16 protein-coding genes are annotated in these 17550 nt (G+C 38.4%); 7 read left to right on the plus strand and 9 right to left on the minus strand.

The window, feature by feature from the left end:
- Nucleotides 1-321 precede the first annotated feature (321 nt).
- On the minus strand, nucleotides 322-1620 hold the full coding sequence (locus ACK2M2_RS00815; protein WP_419345826.1) for a serine hydrolase domain-containing protein: 1299 nt from the start codon (nucleotides 1618-1620) through the stop codon (nucleotides 322-324).
- Between the two features lie 278 nt (nucleotides 1621-1898).
- Here ACK2M2_RS00815 and rpsO point away from each other — a divergent pair, with 278 nt between their 5' ends.
- The 3 genes from rpsO to ACK2M2_RS00830 all read left to right on the plus strand — a co-directional run bounded on the left by rpsO (nucleotide 1899) and on the right by ACK2M2_RS00830 (nucleotide 5937).
- Nucleotides 1899-2168 carry a 30S ribosomal protein S15 gene (gene rpsO / locus ACK2M2_RS00820; RefSeq protein WP_409509917.1) on the plus strand — a complete coding sequence of 90 codons (270 nt, stop codon included), beginning with the start codon at nucleotides 1899-1901 and terminating at the stop codon, nucleotides 2166-2168.
- A gap of 258 nt (nucleotides 2169-2426) precedes the next feature.
- A complete protein-coding gene (gene pnp, locus ACK2M2_RS00825; protein WP_409510012.1) occupies nucleotides 2427-4514 on the plus strand; it encodes a polyribonucleotide nucleotidyltransferase in 2088 nt (695 codons plus the stop codon).
- A gap of 199 nt (nucleotides 4515-4713) precedes the next feature.
- The gene (locus ACK2M2_RS00830; RefSeq protein WP_419345828.1) at nucleotides 4714-5937 is read left to right on the plus strand and encodes a magnesium transporter CorA family protein; all 1224 of its coding nucleotides are present in this window, start codon (nucleotides 4714-4716) and stop codon (nucleotides 5935-5937) included.
- A gap of 28 nt (nucleotides 5938-5965) precedes the next feature.
- Here the strand turns inward: ACK2M2_RS00830 and ACK2M2_RS00835 are convergent, their stop codons facing one another.
- From ACK2M2_RS00835 to ACK2M2_RS00870, 8 genes are all read right to left on the minus strand, one after another.
- Nucleotides 5966-6220, minus strand: coding sequence for a YdcH family protein (locus ACK2M2_RS00835; protein ID WP_409509919.1), 255 nt, complete (start codon nucleotides 6218-6220; stop codon nucleotides 5966-5968).
- A 99-nt stretch (nucleotides 6221-6319) separates the two neighbouring features.
- On the minus strand, nucleotides 6320-6658 hold the full coding sequence (locus ACK2M2_RS00840) for a chaperone modulator CbpM (protein WP_409509920.1): 339 nt from the start codon (nucleotides 6656-6658) through the stop codon (nucleotides 6320-6322).
- A 76-nt stretch (nucleotides 6659-6734) separates the two neighbouring features.
- Complete coding sequence (locus ACK2M2_RS00845; RefSeq protein ID WP_419345829.1) at nucleotides 6735-7685, minus strand: DnaJ C-terminal domain-containing protein; 951 nt, start codon at nucleotides 7683-7685, stop codon at nucleotides 6735-6737.
- A gap of 184 nt (nucleotides 7686-7869) precedes the next feature.
- Nucleotides 7870-8307, minus strand: coding sequence for a DUF2147 domain-containing protein (locus ACK2M2_RS00850; protein WP_419345888.1), 438 nt, complete (start codon nucleotides 8305-8307; stop codon nucleotides 7870-7872).
- 264 nt (nucleotides 8308-8571) lie between these two features.
- Entirely contained in the window at nucleotides 8572-9018 is a 447-nt protein-coding gene (locus tag ACK2M2_RS00855; RefSeq protein WP_409509922.1) for a DUF2147 domain-containing protein, read from the minus strand.
- 121 nt (nucleotides 9019-9139) lie between these two features.
- On the minus strand, nucleotides 9140-10015 hold the full coding sequence (locus tag ACK2M2_RS00860) for an Hsp33 family molecular chaperone HslO (RefSeq protein ID WP_409509923.1): 876 nt from the start codon (nucleotides 10013-10015) through the stop codon (nucleotides 9140-9142).
- A 147-nt stretch (nucleotides 10016-10162) separates the two neighbouring features.
- Nucleotides 10163-12070 (minus strand): monovalent cation:proton antiporter-2 (CPA2) family protein, encoded by a 1908-nt coding sequence (locus tag ACK2M2_RS00865; RefSeq protein ID WP_409509924.1) that lies wholly within the window; start codon nucleotides 12068-12070, stop codon nucleotides 10163-10165.
- A 116-nt stretch (nucleotides 12071-12186) separates the two neighbouring features.
- Nucleotides 12187-14418 carry a primosomal protein N' gene (locus tag ACK2M2_RS00870; protein ID WP_419345830.1) on the minus strand — a complete coding sequence of 744 codons (2232 nt, stop codon included), beginning with the start codon at nucleotides 14416-14418 and terminating at the stop codon, nucleotides 12187-12189.
- Between the two features lie 145 nt (nucleotides 14419-14563).
- Between ACK2M2_RS00870 and gspF the strand changes: the two genes are divergently transcribed.
- From gspF to ACK2M2_RS00890, 4 genes are all read left to right on the plus strand, one after another.
- Nucleotides 14564-15769 carry a type II secretion system inner membrane protein GspF gene (gene gspF / locus ACK2M2_RS00875; protein WP_419345831.1) on the plus strand — a complete coding sequence of 402 codons (1206 nt, stop codon included), beginning with the start codon at nucleotides 14564-14566 and terminating at the stop codon, nucleotides 15767-15769.
- A gap of 40 nt (nucleotides 15770-15809) precedes the next feature.
- On the plus strand, nucleotides 15810-16247 hold the full coding sequence (gene gspG, locus ACK2M2_RS00880; RefSeq protein WP_409509927.1) for a type II secretion system major pseudopilin GspG: 438 nt from the start codon (nucleotides 15810-15812) through the stop codon (nucleotides 16245-16247).
- Nucleotides 16248-16684: 437 nt separating this feature from the next.
- Nucleotides 16685-17020, plus strand: coding sequence for a hypothetical protein (locus ACK2M2_RS00885; RefSeq protein WP_409509928.1), 336 nt, complete (start codon nucleotides 16685-16687; stop codon nucleotides 17018-17020).
- 182 nt (nucleotides 17021-17202) lie between these two features.
- Nucleotides 17203-17541, plus strand: a complete 339-nt coding sequence (locus tag ACK2M2_RS00890; RefSeq protein WP_419345832.1) for a tRNA-binding protein — start codon at nucleotides 17203-17205, stop codon at nucleotides 17539-17541.
- Nucleotides 17542-17550: the final 9 nt, after the last annotated feature.

A 17550-nucleotide genomic window follows, 5' to 3' on the forward strand; every position in this document is an offset into this window, starting at 1 on the left:
AATTATTTCGCTATAAATTTACATAAAGTGTGATGGGTTTTACATTTTGTACGATTTTGCTTACACAAAGATACGTAATATACGACTTTCGTCTAAAATTATTTATGGCAATATAAGAGACATAAGGAAATGCCATAGTAAGAACATGGAATGTCTCAAAATAATGTGAACAATCACAAACGATAAAAATAACAATAAATTAAACAATTATAAAAATAATAGAAAAAACTACAGCGCAAAGAAAAGCCCCTGGTAGAAATATCAGGGGCTTTTCGTTTGATGCTCAATAATATTGGACATGATCAAATTTTAAGACCATTTTTAAACGGGGTCTGTTTCCAAATGATGCGTACCAAATAATGAGCGACGTTGATCTTTCTCAATTTTAGGACATTCGCGAGCGATTCGATACAGTACTTTTGCTGTGGCTGCTAAATGTGTACCGACGACAGATTTACCTGTTGTTAAAAACGATACGCTAATATCCCGTTCAGGATCAGCCCAGCACAATACATTTGAAAATCCGAGATGCCCGAATGCTTGACCTGTCATTGGACCAAAAATACCGACAGGATTACTACCAAGCATTGGACCGAGTGCATAGCGCATTGGAACAAGCAAACTGTGGTCAATGGTAGTTTTAGATGTGGGTAAAGTCGCACGGAATACGGTTTGAGGACTTAAGATTTGTTGACCTTGGTAATTGCCACCATTGAGTAACATTTCAAAAAAACGATTAGCTTGTTCAGCGCTTGTATAAATATTACCTGCTGGGCATACCGTATCCATAAAGCGATGATCATTCGTCACATCGACTGCCATTTGTAAGCCGCCACCGAGCACACGGTTCAAATACAGATCTGTACCTAAAGTTGGATGTAGACCTGTAGACACATTTTGTGATACCAAATGGCGAAATTCAGGTTTTAAGCCATAATTGAAATATTGCATACCCATTGGCTTTTCAATTTTTTCATGTAAAAACTGACGAATATCTTGTCCTGTCACTCGCTCAATGATTTCTCCTAAAATATAGCCTGCTGTGACGGCATGATATGCAAGCTGATTTCCCGCAGGTGCAAGTGGTTTGGATGCATATAGTTCTTGCAAAATTTTTTCTTTATCAAAGAGTAAATCGGGCGTAACTTCAGTTTCTACACGTGGAATACCACCACGATGTGAGAGTAAATGGAAAATGGTTGCACGGTGTTTTCCATTTTGTGCATATTCAGGAATATAATGACTCACAGGATCCAATAAATTAATTTCACCAGATTCATCAAGAAGATGGATAAGCATGGCGGTAATCATTTTAGAGGCAGAAAATAAGCAAACAGGGGTATCTACATTGGCAATTTGAGCATTATTGGAAAGTCCATCTAATGTATTCCCTTGTGCATAGCCCAAACTACGATTAAGAATGATTTGTCCTTGACGGCGTAGACACAGACTAATGAGTGGTGAATTACCTGTTTTATAAAGATCCTCCACACTGCGCCAAATGGTTTCAACTTGCTTTACAGTCATTCCACCTTCTTCTGCAGAAACTTCATGTTGAATATCGGTAATAGCACTCAAATCTTTGGGCACATAACAGGTATTGCTTGAAAATATTTTCACGTTTACATCCGATGTCATTTTTTTTATTGATCGTTAGTTTGCCTGCCAGAACAGAGAAAGTCAGTGTCTGAATTGCCCCGATGGCATAGCATTATGGCAAATGCTTTTATCGGCATCAATTATGGGAGATTGAGCTAGATTTTATGCAATCCTTTGCAATCTAGGAGCACTTCCTTTAAAATAGTCCGCTGCTGTAGTGATGCACGGCAGTCAAATTAATTTTGAAGAATTGGTTTGATTTGTATCAAAACTTTATATAAGCATCTCGGAGAAATCGAATGGCTTTAACAAATACAGATCGCGCAGAGATCGTTGCAAAATTCGCTCGCGCTGAAAACGACACAGGTTCACCAGAAGTTCAAGTTGCTCTTTTAACTGCGCAAATCAATGATTTACAAGGTCACTTTAAAGAACATAAACACGATCACCACGGTCGTCGCGGTTTAATCCGTATGGTTAACCAACGTCGTAAGCTTCTTGATTATCTTAAAGGTAAAGATGCGACTCGTTATGCTGCATTGATTGCTGCTTTAGGTTTACGTCGTTAATTCGATTTAAACTTTTATTTTCGGATTATTGCATGTTAAGTGCTGTATTACTGGAAACTAAAGTCTATCTAGCTTTGACTAGATAAATGAGAAGGGGCGACTATTCGCTCCTTCTTTGTGTTTAAAAATCATATATTTTGTCTGGTGAGGTCGGCTTCTAAGCTTTGTCATTTATATGTAAGTCCACTAAAGTGGGTGAAATGAATGCCAAACCTTAGGGGTCTCCACCAGAAGAAAAAACAGGAAAATTATATGTCAATGTTTAATATTATTCGTAAAGAGTTTCAATACGGTCAACACAATGTTGTACTTGAAACAGGTCGTGTTGCTCGTCAAGCAAATACTGTTGTAATCACAATGGGTGGCGTAACTGTATTGGTTGCCATCGTTGCTCAACCAAAAGCAAAAGCGGGTCAAGATTTCTTCCCACTGACTGTTAACTATCAAGAAAAGCAATATGCTGCGGGTCGTATCCCTGGTGGTTATGGTAAGCGTGAAGGTCGTCAATCTGAATCTGAAACTTTAATTTCACGTCTTATTGACCGTCCAATTCGTCCATTGTTCCCAGAAGGTTTCTATAACGAAATCCAAGTAACAGCAACGGTTATCTCTTCTGATAAAACTATGGATGCTGATATTGCAGCAATGATTGGTGCTTCAGCTGCAATGTCTATTGCAGGTGTTCCATTTGCAGGCCCAATCGCAGGTGCACGTGTTGGTCTAATCAACGGTGAATACATCCTTAACCCGAACCATGAACAGTTGAAAGAATCAGATCTTGATCTTGTTGTAGCGGGTACAGAATCGGCTGTACTTATGGTTGAATCTGAAGCGAAAGAGCTTTCAGAAGACCAAATGTTAGGCGCAGTGCTTTTCGGTCATGACGAAATGCAAATTGTGATTCAAGCGATTAAAGAATTTGCTGCTGCTGCTGGTGCAGTTGAATCAACTTGGGTTGCTCCGACTAAAAATGAAGCGCTTCTTGCTCAATTAAAAGATGCATTTGAAGCTAAAATCTCTGAAGCATATACCATTGCTGTTAAGCAAGACCGTTATGCAGCATTAGATGCACTTCATGTAGAAGCTGTTGCTCAGTTCGTTCCTGAAAATGACGAAACAGGCATTGCTGCTGAAGTTGATGAATTATTCGAAGACCTTAAATATCGTACAGTACGTGACAACATCTTGTCTGGTAAGCCACGTATTGATGGTCGTGATACTAAAACTGTACGTGCAATTGACGTACAAGTGGGTGTATTGGGTCGTGCACACGGTTCTGCATTGTTCACGCGTGGTGAAACTCAAGCATTGGTTACGACTACACTGGGTAACACTCGTGATGCGTTAATGGTTGATACATTATCGGGTACGAAAACTGACAACTTCATGTTGCACTACAACTTCCCTGCATACTCTGTAGGTGAAACAGGTCGTGAGTCTGGTCCTAAGCGTCGTGAAATTGGTCATGGTCGTCTAGCACGTCGTGGTGTTCAAGCCGTTCTTCCACCAGCTGATCGCTTCCCGTATGTAATTCGTATCGTTTCTGACATTACAGAGTCTAACGGTTCATCTTCAATGGCTTCTGTATGTGGTGCTTCACTATCACTTATGGACGCAGGTGTTCCACTTAAAGCACCAGTTGCGGGTATCGCAATGGGTCTAGTGAAAGAAGGTGAACGTTTCGCAGTTCTTTCTGACATCTTGGGTGATGAAGATCACTTAGGTGACATGGACTTTAAAGTAGCAGGTTCTGCAAACGGTATTACTGCACTTCAAATGGATATCAAGATTGAAGGTATCACTGAAGAAATCATGGAAGCTGCATTGAACCAAGCGTATGCAGGTCGTATGCACATTCTCAATGAAATGAACCAAGTGATTTCACGTGCTCGTCCTGAAATTTCAATGCATGCACCAACATTCCAAGTGATCAATATCAACCCTGATAAGATCCGTGATGTGATTGGTAAAGGTGGTGCGACAATTCGTGCAATTACTGAAGAAACTAAAGCAGCAATTGATATCGAAGATAACGGTACAGTTCGTGTATTTGGTGAAACTAAAGCGGCTGCGATGGCTGCGGTTGCTAAAATCCAAGCGCTTACTGCTGAAATTGAACCAGGTACAATTTACAAAGGTAAAGTGATTCGTATCGTTGAGTTCGGTGCGTTTGTAAACATCCTTCCTGGTACTGATGGTTTACTTCACATTTCTCAAATCTCAAATGAACGTGTTGCGAATGTAACAGATATTTTATCTGAAGGTCAGGACATCCAAGTACAAGTTGCTGATGTTGATAACCGTGGTCGTATTAAATTGACAATGAAAGACATCGAACAACTTTAATTGTTCGTTGTTTTAATTTGTATAGGAAAGCCTGCATTAAGCAGGCTTTTTTATTTTTCATAACAAGAAATCATCTTGATAAATAGCATTACTCTTTGGGCGTGACGCTGACTTCAAAATCGCAGTACAATGCAGACGAGCAATTGTTTACGAATAATGACTCAATAAAAAAAAGACCACCGATGACCTGAGTATCTTTATGCAGATTTATTATTTTTACGTACATGCTGCTTCACAACAGATGTATATTCAGTTGCAGCCAATCGTAAACGTTGAACCTGAATTTACATGGGTCGATTGTTATCGGGATGATGTTATTCATCGCTTAGAGCAGTGGCAACAAGATGTGTATGACTGCACTCAACTTCGACTGAATGAATTACATGTCAAGGACATTCAAAATATTGAGCATCCATGTACTTTTGATACCATGGATGATTATGATTTATTAATCTTTCGTAAACTGATTACACCGACAGATCAAATTGTAAGTGGTGAGAATGCACTTGAAGAACATGAGCGTCTCTTTGGGTTGACCACAACACCTGTAAGTTTTATTACCACAAATAATATTTTAATCACCATTCGAGAACGTGGAAATCGTGCTTTAGAAAATTATTTAACGCGAGTGCAAACGATTGCTGCAAAACCCGTAGATGAGCAAAATAAGCCGCGTAAAATGGCAGCTTCTGCTTTGGATTTACAGTTACGTCTACTCAATAGTATGGTCGATGATTATCTTGATTTACGTGCACCACTGAGTAAGCGCGTTGAATTTTGGCAACAAGAACTTTTGCAGGGTAATCGTCGTTTTACCCGTTGGCAACAATTGTTTCAAGAAAATATGGCTTTTCAACAGGTGGAAAATCTGTGTGAGGAGCAGATTGATGTATTACAAGAATTGCGTGGTGAAATTATTGAAAATCACGGGCATGCCAAGTCGAAAAAAAGAGTCGGAAAACAAGACATCATATTAGTTCGAATTAATGATTTAGTCAGTCATGTGGAACGTATTCAAAAATATACAGCACGCTTAAATAATGCAATTCAGTCTGCGATAGATTTACACTTCTCCGCTATTTCCAATCAAACCAATGAAAATATGCGTATTTTAGCAATAATTACAGCTGTGTTTGCTCCACTGACTTTACTCACAGGGGTGTATGGAATGAATTTTGAATTTATTCCAGGACTTAAAAACCCGATTGGTTTTTGGATTATGCTAATCGTTATGCTTCTTTCGACAGCAATGCTGATTCTTTATTTTTATCGACGTCATTTGATGGGGCGTGGGGAGCGCAGTGTAATAGACATGCTTGCACAACAACATAAAAATCAGCATGTCAATTTACTCTGGTTTCTTGATTATGAACCCATTAAACAGACCCTCAAAGAAGTCGAAAAAATGACTCGCTTAAAATGAGCGTCTGTAGAGGATCGAAAGTATATTTTTACTGAGGTGCTGTTTTTTGTAAGATTTGATACAGCTCATCTTTCAGTTTTAACTTTTTCCTTTTCAGCATTTCAATATCTTCTTGAATATGACTGAGTGGATTGAGTTCTAGCTGCGCAATATGCTGATCAAGTTCATGGTGGTCGTTAAAGAGCCGAGCAAAATGCGGATCATCATGGCGCAGTGTGGTAACAAGATCCTGATATTCAGGAAACATATGTTTAATTTTTTTATTCACTACCTTGGAATTCATGGAGTGGAGTAACCTCTTCAAATAAGACCTGAAAGACAGAACAAACATCATGACGGTTAAATATTGAACTGTCATCCGACTTTAACAATTTGAAAAGAATTAGTGGTGTTGTATCTGCATCTGTTTAGCTTGTTTACGTAAAAGTTGAACTTCGTCAAGTAAGTCCATCATCATAGCAACTGCTGTAAAGCTCGCATCAAAGTCCCTTTGGAGACGATATGCTCGGCGTGCTCTAAGTACATCGTCACCAAAAAATTGATGGATCCGTTCATCTGGTCGTGCAGGTAAAATTTCATATTCAAGCAATTGCAGTATCCATGTTGGGCTTTGACCGCAGGCTTGCGCAAAATGTTGTAGATCAAAACTGAGTGTTTCATCAATAATTTCTACATCTTGAGCGCCTTCACAGATAATTTCACGATAATGAATTGTAGTCATAATATTCTTCCTTCTGAGCAATTTTTGTCATCATCAAATATGGCTATATATCTTAAATTTCGTTTTCAAGCGATATTTATGTACGTGGATTAAAGTCTGAAAATGCTTGTGCAAAATCTTGATACGCTTGTTGTTCAGCTTCACTATTTGCTAGAGGTTGAACAATATTTAAAACGAGATATAAATGACCTGGGACTTTGGCTGGAATACCTTTATCTTTTAAGCGCAATTGTTGTTGGTTACGTGCATTCTTTGGAATATTCACTTTGACTGTACCCGCAGGGGTATTCAGTTCAATGGCTTGCCCTAATGCCGCTTCCCATGGTGCAATATCCACAGTGTAATAGACATCTGCGCCTTCAACACGTAACTTGTCAGTATGACGATATTGAATTTCAATATAGAGGTCGCCATTTTCACCACCATTACTGCCCGCTTGCCCCTGTCCGGATAGTCGAATTTGTTGACCAGCTTTCATGCCTTTTGGAATTTTAACTTCCAAAGTCTTACGTTGAACTTCTGGTTCACCATAAACATTATAGGTAGGAATTTGCAGTGAAATATGTTGTGTTGAGCCTTCATAGGCAACAGTAGGGTCAACTTCTATCGATGCATGTTGATCTTCGCCACGATAGCTTCGTTGTTGATAATTGCCTCGTTGACTATATTCTTGTTGTCGTCCACCACCAAAGCCACCACCAAAACGTCCAAATAAATCTTCAAAGCCACTAAAATCTTGTGAGCCCGAAGTACTACCTTGTCGATAGAACTGCGCACCATCAAAGCCTTGATTGCCCCCTTGAGCAAATCCTTGTGGATGATCAAGTTCAAAGTCATATTGTTTTTTCTTTTCTTCATTGCTGAGTGTGTCATAAGCGACATTAATCGCCTGCATTTTCTCTTCAGCATTCTTTTCTTTGCTGACATCAGGATGATATTTACGGGCAAGTTTACGATACGCTTTTTTTATTTCATCAGGCGTCGCATCACGTTTTACTCCTAATGCATCATAAAAATTTTCGGCCATCGTTACACCATAGATTGTTTTGATTTATTTAAGTTTTAAGCGATTTTTGCAGAAGAAAATAGTGCTAAAACGTTAATAAATTGTTTCAAAGTTTAATTAAGTGATGGTGATTAATAATGACAACAAAAATGCCCTGATGAACAGGGCATAACATAAATTATGGTAAGAGAAATTCGAATAAAGTTTAATATTTGATCCAAGTCACACTACGACCAATAACTGACACACCGACATAGCCACGTAAGGTCATATGCTTACCATTTGTAGCAATACGTGCTTTGCCTTTATATATTTTTCCACCAATTGGATCGAGAATTTTACCATCCATATATTCATAAGGATTATCTGGATTTTGTTTGAAACCATAAATAAAGGGTAAGCCAATATAGGGTTTATTTTTTAGATGACCAGGACATTTGGTACAGGTTTCCATTTTTGGTCGACCTGGTACGGTACGAGTTTCAACAATTGTACCTGTGTATGTGCCATCACTATTCTTTTTCACGACGACATCTGCACGTGAGTAGCCAGTACGGTCATCAATGGTTTTCCACTTGCCAATTATTAGGTCTTCGGTTTCTGCAAGTGCCCATGTTGAAAGAGAAGTGAGTAAGCTCGCCATTATGATATTTCGTATAATCATTTCATATTTCCCTGATGAAATAAGATTAGAGTAAAAAGTCTAATTTTATAACAACAAAGGAATGTTTTTCAATTTTATGTTTAAAAATAATAAGTTAAAACATCACATAAAATTATCAAAAGTCAAAGTGATTGACTATTTGGAATTATTTTTATATTTCACATGATCGGCTGACTCAAAGTTGGTTGACCGCTATAAAAAAGCGCCGAAGCGCTTTTGATGATGAATATCTAAGCCTATATATTAATCGATACGAATCCATGTTGCTGAACGACCAAGTAAAGACACACCAATATATCCACGCATGGTTAAACGATTGCCTCTTGGTGTAATTTTGGCTTTGCCGTTATAGACATTACCTGATAGTGGATCAAGTACAGTGCCATTGGTAAATTCATTCGGTGTTTTAGGATTGGCTTTAAAGCCAGTTAAAATCTGTAAGCCTACAAGCGGTACATTTTTTAGGCTGCCTTTACAATTCACACAGCGTGGTTCAAGTGGTTTGTCGGGTAGTGGACGAATCGTGATAATTTTTCCATTATAAGTACCATCGGCATTTTTTGTGATCATCACATCAGCACGTGAAAAACCTGTTTTATCATCTACGGTTTTCCATTTTCCAGCTAAATCTGATGCAAAAGCAGAGCTGAAAAAAAGTGAGCTAATAAGTAGTGCGTAAATTTGTTTCATTATTTTCCCCATTTTTTGTCTTTTATTCATTTTTAATAAAAAAGAGTGATTACAGGATCACTCTTTTTTGGGGGAATGCAATGTTTCTTTTGAGAAAAATATCTATAAGTAATTGTTTAGATTAGCTTAAATGCTCACCAAATAAGCTTAAAGACTCTTTGGCAGTGAACGAATACTTTGCATTACAGAACTGACAATCCATTTCAATTGGGTTTTGATGTTCAAGTGTTTCTTTCACAGCATCGAGTCCAATTTGAATCAGTGCATTTGCACATTTATCATGTGAACAGGTACAACTAAATTGTAGTTTTTCAACGCCAGGCAAACGAACTTCTTCTTCGTTATATAAACGATATAAAATTTCTTCTGCACTTAAGTCAGTTAATTCTGCAATTTTAAGCGTTTCAGTGAGTAGTTTTAAACGCGGCCAAATATCTTCATCAATTTGCTGTTGCTCTTCTTCATTGTTGCGCGGTAACAATTGAATGAGTAAACCACCTGCACGTTGTGCAGTACTGCCTAAAACAATACGAGTCGGAATTTGCGCAGATAAATCGTAATATTGAACCAAGCATTCAGCCAAAGTCGGTTTGTCTAAGGCCACAATTCCTTGATAACGCTCACCGTGTTCAGGATCAATATTGATGAATAATACAGGATTCATGAGTGATGATAGAACAGTCTGACTTGTATCACCCTGCATAAAACGAAGATCTTCTTCATAGTCAGCGAGTGCACGAACTTCGCCCAAGTGGCTGCATTCAGCCATCGCCCATTTAAACGTCCCTTGCGCTTGAATTTGTAAGCTTACACGACCTTTGATTTTCAAAGTACTTGCTAGTAAGGCAATTGCACTGAGCATTTCACCCAATAATACTTGAACGGCAGGGGCATAATCACGCTGTGCAAGGATGGTTTGTAAAGCCTCTTCTAAGTGAACAACTTCACCACGCACAGGGCTATCATCAATATAAAAACGTTGACGTAAATCAGTCATAAAATTCTCCAAATCCCTGTTTAGATGGTGGCGATATTATAAATCACAAGCCTCCATAATAGAGGAAATTGCAGTGAAAATCTGTGCATATAAAAATGAGGTTCAGCAAAATACTTCGCCGAACCCCATTTCAATATTTAAATTGAATTAATTCAGATTATTGCGTTTTTCTTCAGTTTCACGGGTCACGTCAATACGATCTTTTTGATAATGTTCAGGGGGTTTACGTTCTAAACCTGACTCATCTAAATCGACATTGTCTTCAAATTTTTCATGATCAAGTTGTGAGGCTTGTGCATCGCTTTCAAATAAATGTTCAAGTTCAGAAAGAAAATCACGATAACTTTCAAAGACTTTTTGTTCATCTGTATAAATACGTTGTTGGCGTGAAAGTAATTCTTCATCGTAATTACGGAATAATTCAACGCTGTCATACGCGGCTTCTTTACTGATGCCCAATTCACAGAGTGCACGATATCCCATACCGAGTGAGGTTAGATAAGTTTCACGCCAAATATGCTTTACGCCTAAATCACGTAGTAAATGCATGTGATAGCGATCACGAGCACGAACCAATAACGTTAGATTTGGATAATTTAAGCTGATATGACGCACGACATTGATACTGTCTTCTACATCATCAATGGCTAAAACAAAAACTTTAGCGTGTTCGATCCCTGCTGAACGTAGTAGGTCTGGTTGTGTAACATCACCATAATATAATGTACCACTATAACGTCTGACAAAATCAATGCGTTGTAGGTTGTTATCAATGGCGGTAAAAGGGAAGTGTTGCATATGTGCCAAACGTGCCACGATTTGTCCAACTCGACCAAAACCGGCAATAATCATTAGAGGATGACTGTTGGGGATTTCATCATATTTAGGTGTATTATTTTTATTGAGATAAGGCACAATTTTGTCGGAAACGAGCCAAAAGACAATGGGTGTCAGTACCATCGAAATTGTCACAATCAGTATTGCAGGTTCAGTAATAGCAGTCGTTAGAACTTTTTCACTCCGAGCTACATTTAGTACCACAAAGGCAAACTCCCCACCTTGTGCCAAACATGCTCCGATCATGAGACTTGTGTTCCAATTGTACTTCTTATAGCGTGCAATGCCGGTCATTACGATGGCTTTGATCAGAATCAGTAAAGCTGCCCCACCAATAATTAGCAATGGATGTTCGACTAATAATGAAATTTCAGTCGTCATGCCCACAGTCATAAAAAATAAACCGAGTAGTAAGCCTTTGAAGGGAGCAACGCTTGCTTCAAGTTCGTGACGGAATTCTGAATCGGCAAGTAAAACGCCTGTTAGAAATGCGCCGAGTGTTGTGCTGATACCAATGGTATCCATCAATAAAACGACACCTAGAACAATAAATAAACCTGCGGCGGTGATGAGTTCAGTCGCACCGCTTTTGGCAACAAAACGGAAAAAAGGGCGCATGATGTAACGACTAAATAGGAATAATCCACTAAATGCCGCAATAATTAAGGCAAAGTAAGCGATACCATGATGGGTGCTGTTACCATTTGCACCCGCAAGCATTGGAATGACAGCAAGTAATGGAATGGCCGCAATATCTTGGAACAGTAAAATTGAAAATGCTTGCTGACCATATGTGGTATTGAGTTGTTGTTTTTCATTGAGTAATTGCAAGACAAATGCTGTTGATGACAAAGCGAGTGCAAAGCCAATGACAAAACTAGCAGAGAGCGATTGCTGAAACAACAAAAAGACCGTACCCATCAGTACAAGTCCTGTTGCAACCACTTGCAAGGTTCCCGTGATAAAAATGGATTGACGCATTTCCCATAGACGTTGTGGTCGTAGCTCCAGTCCAATGAGGAACATCAATAGAATTACACCAAATTCAGCGAGTTCCATAATTGATTCAGGATCATTGGCAATATTCAGTACGTTTGGACCAAGGAGAATACCTGTAAAGAGATAGCCTAGAACGGTGGCAATTCCAAGTTTTTTACCAAGTGGAACAAAGATCAAGGCAGCGCCAAGAAATAGCGTAATTTGCAGTAACAAAGACATGCAGTGTGTCCTGATATTATTTTTAAATTAAGAAGGATTGTAGCCTGAAAATAATTCAGACCATATTTAATTTATGGAGAAAATAAGCTGTATTTTTACAAATTAAACATAAAAAATTAGCTGAACTCTTGCGGATCGACATCAATGGTAATTTTCATTGTTGATGATTTAATGTGTAAAAGGTGTTGCCACCATGGTTGCACATAAAAATGTAGTTTCGCCCGATGCATTGAGAGTAGCACCATATGTGCTTGAAAACGTCCTGCTTTACGTTCCATTGGAGCAGGAATTGGTCCCCAAATATCAATTAAACCTTCTTCAGATTGCTGTCGAAGTTGTTGTGCCATCGTACTCAGAAAGTTTTGATTTTCATCCTGACTGCGAGATTCACAACGGATTAAAATGGCATAACGACAGGGTGGTAGGAGTGCCAATTGTCGATCACTTAAAGTCTGTTTGGCGAATGCTCGATAATCTTTTTCGAGTAATAAATTGAGCATGGGGTGATCGGGTCTTAACGTTTGTAAATAAACATCACCTTTTTTATCGCCACGACCTGAGCGACCTGATACTTGAGTAATCAGTTGTGCTGTACGTTCAGGGGCACGAAAATCAACACTGAGTAGACCGCCATCAATATCTAAAATAGCCACTAAGGTGACATAGGGAAAATGGTGTCCTTTGGCGAGCATTTGTGTACCAAGTAAAATCGTCGGTTCACTTTTTTGAATTTGGTCGTAAATTTTTTGCCAACTCCCGACTTTACTGGTGGAGTCACGGTCAACACGTAGTACAGGGAAATCGGGGAACAGTTCATTTAAACCTTCTTCAAGTTTTGCTGTACCTAAACCAATCGGTTTGAGATTTTTTTGATTGCACTGTGGGCACGCATCAGGCACACGATTAATGGTTCCGCAGTGGTGACAATGTAAATGTGAATAAGGCTTCATGTGTAAGGTAAAGTGCGCATCACAATGCGGGCAATTGGCTTGCCACGCACAGCTTTCGCACAGCACAACAGGGGCATAGCCACGGCGATTGAGAAAAATAAGTACTTGCTCTTTTTTCTCTAAGCGCTTCTTTATTTCTGAAATAAGTTGCTCACTGATGCCATGTTGCTTTTTCGCAATTTTTAAATCAATCAAATGCATTTTTGGCATCACGGCATTTCCAGCACGCTGATTGAGTTCTAAACGCGTGAGTTTGTTTTGCTCAGCAAGATGATAGCACTCAATACTTGGCGTGGCAGAGCCTAAAACAACAGGGCAATTTTCTAAATAGCCACGGTACAAAGCCACATCACGGGCATGATAGCGAAAGCCTTCTTGTTGTTTAAACGAAAGGTCGTGTTCTTCATCTAAAATAATTAAACCCAAATTAGCAATTGGGGTGTAAATCGCAGAGCGTGTGCCTAAAATAATTGAGGCTTTACCTGTTTGTGCATATTGCCATGCTTGTAGGCGTTTAGTGTCATTTAAACCTGAGTGTAGCAAGGCGATATTACAATGAAAACGAGATTGGAAACGGCTAATGGTTTGCGGAGTCAGTCCGATTTCAGGCACAAGTACCAAAACCTGTTTACCTTGCTCTAAAACCTTGTGCATGATTTGTAAATAAACTTCAGTTTTACCACTGCCTGTTAAGCCATCAAGTAGAAAAGCTTGATATTTATTGTGAGCTTTTAAAATACGATGAATGGCTTTCTTTTGCTCATCATTCGCTGTGAGTGGCATTTGCGAAAGTTGTACAGGTTCTGGGGTAAAGTCTTGTGCTTCAAGTATACATTGTACAAAGCCTTTTTTCTCAAGGGCTTTGAGCGTTGTAGTTTCAATCCCACTTAAATTTAAAATATTTTCGAGTGTGCCTTTAGGATGCAACTTTAAGATTTTAAAGGCTTCACGTTGTTTAATGGCATTTTTAGATAATTTATTTTCAGCCTCTAAATCGGTCACTTTCCAATTACGTGTAAGTAAATTATAGGGTTTACCTTGGCGTAAAATAGCAGGTAAAGCGGCATGCATCACCTCACCAATCGGAAATTGGTAATACTGCGCTGACCATGTCAAAAGCTTTAGCATAGGCGCATTTAGTAATGCCTGATCATCGAGTAACTCAGTAATCATTTTGAGTTTAAATGCGGGATTAATTGGTGTATCTAAGGGCAGTTTTTCGGTAATGATACCTGTGAGTTGTTGACGACCAAAAGATACTGCTACACGTGCCCCAATTTGAGCTTGATCATATTGATCAGCTGTAACTTGATAATCGAAACAGTCATGTAAATAGACCGGAACAGCGACTCGAACACGGTAAATGGGTGATGTAAAATCAGAGCGTGACTGCGGCATAAATTTCGATTGTACCTATTTAAATATTTAGTGATCAGCTGGGGCTTATGTTAGAGTGTAACTGTTATTTATATACAAATATGAATGATTTTAAGGGTCAAGTGCAACAGCTAGACCTACATTTTTGGAAAATTAGAGCATTGTAATGCCCGCATATCAATTTACTGCCATGGATGCTGCAGGCAAGCAGCAAAAAGGTGTGTTGGAAGGCGATTCCGCACGTCAAATTCGTCAGCAACTTCGTGATAAGGAGTGGATTCCTGTCAGTGTAGAGGCTGTCGAACAGAAAGATAAGAATAAAACATCAGGTTTTTTTCAAAAAAAATTTTCTGCTTATGATCTTGCATTAATGACACGTCAGTTATCTGTTCTTGTGGCAGCGTCTATTCCACTTGAAGAAGCTTTACGAGCGGTCGCTAAGCAAAGTGAAAAAGTTCACGTACAAAATTTATTATTGTCCGTTCGATCAAAGGTTTTAGAAGGACATTCACTCGCACAGGCGATGCAACAAATTGGACGTTTTCCTGATTTGTATTTGGCAACCATTGCCGCAGGCGAGCGTTCAGGGCATTTGGATCTGATTTTAGATCAGCTTGCCGATTACACTGAAAATAGCTATGCCATGCAAAAAAAAATTCAGGGTGCAATGATTTATCCGATTATTTTGATGCTGATGTCTTTCGGTATTATTATGGGCTTAATGACTTATGTCGTGCCTGACATTGTCAAAACCTTTGATCAAAGTAAACAAGCATTGCCGTGGATTACGGTGGCGATGATGAAAACCAGCGCATTCATTCGAGCAGCATGGCCATTTCTGATTGTTGGTTCAGTTGTTGGACTATTTGTATTGGTGCGTTTCCTACGAACTTCAGCAGGGCATTATACCTTTGATCGTTTAACACTCAAATTGCCATTATTTGGTAAATTATCGCGTGGTATAAATGCTGCACGCTTTGCAAGTACCTTGTCTATTTTGACACGCTCAGGTGTACCTTTGGTTGATGCTTTAAAAATTGGTGCTGCGGTGAGTAGTAATTGGATTATTCGAGATGCCGTCAATTTGGCAGCAGAAAAAGTCACAGAAGGCGGAAATTTGGCTACACAGCTTGAGCGTTGTGGTTATTTCCCACCAATGATGGTACAGATGATTAAAAGTGGTGAGGTTTCAGGTGAACTAGACCGTATGCTCGATAAAGCCTCGGTGATGCAAGATCGTGAAGTGACCACATTTATTTCAACATTATTGGCATTGCTTGAGCCATTGATGCTCGTGTTTATGGCAGGTATTGTTTTGGTGATTGTGATTGCAGTAATGTTGCCAATCGTCAATATGAATAATATGATTTAGCCAACTATTCCTATAATGAATTGTGTAAGAGAGAATTTGAATGCAACGGAAAGTGTCACATAGACAATCAGGTTTTACATTAATTGAAGTCATGGTTGTAATTGTTATTTTGGGTGTGCTTGCGGCATTGATTGTGCCAAACGTAATGGGTCGTGGTGAAAAAGCCAAAGTCGATACCACAAAAATTGCATTACAAAATATTGCTGGTTCACTAGATCAATATAAATTGGACAATGGGCATTATCCAAATTCGCAAGAAGGCGGTTTAGAAGCCTTGATTACTCAGCCTGCAACAGCGAAAAATTGGGTGCAAGGCGGTTATATTAAAGGTGGAAAATATCCAAAAGACAGTTGGGAAAATGATTTGCAATATGTCATCCCAGGTTCTGAAGGACGTACTTTCGATTTATATTCTTTTGGCGCTGACGGTAAACAAGGTGGCGAAGGAAATGATGCTGATATTTATTATCAGCCGTAATAATTAGAGTTTGTGTAAAAGGAAAAACTTGAATATTAAGTTCATTTAAATTTTAAGTTTCTCCTTTTGTACGATATATAACTCAGGGTGAAGATTAAGCTCAGTAAGAAGATGTGAGTATTTTAAATAAAAACATTTTCCTAACCTTCTCCTAATAGCAGAGGGACTGATTTTAAAAATAAGAGAATATTTATCACTTGGCTTAATTGAGTAAATCAATGCAGAGTGAAGTGATAATCTTTCTTAATTCACAAAATAATCCTAAAGTTCTGAAAAATATATAAAATTTAAAACATTGTTATTTGATAGTTATAATAAGAATTATTCCCATAGCTAATAGTTACAAGAAACTTAAAGTATGGATAAAAATAGACTTTTTATTTAATTTAAAGCTTGCATAATAGTATTAATACAGTCACTTTGGCAGGGAGAATATGATGAAAGCATTAATATTATCAGATGAAATCAGCATTTTTCATTGGTCAATGCTGAAATCTGTACTCTTAATCTTAAGTTTATTGCCTGTGAGTCAGGTCTTTTTAAACCTGTTACACGGTGCAGATGCAAGTAGCCAAATCATGATTGGATTTATGGCAGTCAGCGTATTTAGTGCATTAGCGATTTTAAGTTTTTATAGCGCCTTGAATATGATGAGCGTGCAACTTCAAACAAAGTTAAGCTCTAAAATAGAACAATATTCTATTCATTTATACCGCCATATTCCGATGCTTTTTCTTGCGGTGATGGTTTCTTATTTGGCTGTACAATTATAATCTTTTCGATGGAAGATGCCAAAAGCCGAGCAATATCTCGGCTTTTTTGATTCTAAGAGTTTAAAATTTAGAAAAATAAAAACTGTCTTTTTTGTGGGATTGTTTGTCATTTTTCATTCAGGATTTTATTGAGTACTCACCTTATAGTATAAAAAACAGGTAGATGAAAAGGTCGAAAAATAATGCAAAATATAGAGTGGGATGATTTTTTAAAAGTAGAGTTACGAGTCGGGGAAATTATTTCAGCAGAAGTTTTTGCAAAAGCGCGTAAGCCTGCTTATATTTTACATATATATTTTGGTGAAGATATTGGGGTCAAAAAATCAAGTGCGCAAATTACGGACTTTTATCAACTTGATGATTTAATCGGTAAGCAAGTCGTTGCTGTGATAAATTTTCCAAAAAAACAAATTGGATCGATTCAATCAGAATGTTTAGTTACGAGTTTTCATAATCAAGATGGGCATGTTGTATTATGTGTGCCCGATACGATAGTCCCCTTAGGCACGAAACTACTGTAGGATTGAGAG

Source organism: Acinetobacter sp. TY1 (genome assembly GCF_048551395.1).
Taxonomy (GTDB): Bacteria; Pseudomonadota; Gammaproteobacteria; order Pseudomonadales; family Moraxellaceae; genus Acinetobacter.

Coding starts and splice junctions, on each gene's coding strand:
- rpsO (WP_409509917.1), top strand. CDS start 1,899: ATGGCTTTAACAAATACAGATCGCGCAGAGATCGTTGCAAAATTCGCT.
- pnp (WP_409510012.1), top strand. CDS start 2,427: ATGTTTAATATTATTCGTAAAGAGTTTCAATACGGTCAACACAATGTT.
- ACK2M2_RS00830 (WP_419345828.1), top strand. CDS start 4,714: ATGCAGATTTATTATTTTTACGTACATGCTGCTTCACAACAGATGTAT.
- ACK2M2_RS00835 (WP_409509919.1), bottom strand. CDS start 6,220: ATGAATTCCAAGGTAGTGAATAAAAAAATTAAACATATGTTTCCTGAA.
- ACK2M2_RS00840 (WP_409509920.1), bottom strand. CDS start 6,658: ATGACTACAATTCATTATCGTGAAATTATCTGTGAAGGCGCTCAAGAT.
- ACK2M2_RS00845 (WP_419345829.1), bottom strand. CDS start 7,685: ATGGCCGAAAATTTTTATGATGCATTAGGAGTAAAACGTGATGCGACG.
- ACK2M2_RS00850 (WP_419345888.1), bottom strand. CDS start 8,307: ATGGCGAGCTTACTCACTTCTCTTTCAACATGGGCACTTGCAGAAACC.
- ACK2M2_RS00855 (WP_409509922.1), bottom strand. CDS start 9,018: ATGAAACAAATTTACGCACTACTTATTAGCTCACTTTTTTTCAGCTCT.
- ACK2M2_RS00860 (WP_409509923.1), bottom strand. CDS start 10,015: ATGACTGATTTACGTCAACGTTTTTATATTGATGATAGCCCTGTGCGT.
- ACK2M2_RS00865 (WP_409509924.1), bottom strand. CDS start 12,070: ATGTCTTTGTTACTGCAAATTACGCTATTTCTTGGCGCTGCCTTGATC.
- ACK2M2_RS00870 (WP_419345830.1), bottom strand. CDS start 14,418: ATGCCGCAGTCACGCTCTGATTTTACATCACCCATTTACCGTGTTCGA.
- gspF (WP_419345831.1), top strand. CDS start 14,564: ATGCCCGCATATCAATTTACTGCCATGGATGCTGCAGGCAAGCAGCAA.
- gspG (WP_409509927.1), top strand. CDS start 15,810: ATGCAACGGAAAGTGTCACATAGACAATCAGGTTTTACATTAATTGAA.
- ACK2M2_RS00885 (WP_409509928.1), top strand. CDS start 16,685: ATGAAAGCATTAATATTATCAGATGAAATCAGCATTTTTCATTGGTCA.
- ACK2M2_RS00890 (WP_419345832.1), top strand. CDS start 17,203: ATGCAAAATATAGAGTGGGATGATTTTTTAAAAGTAGAGTTACGAGTC.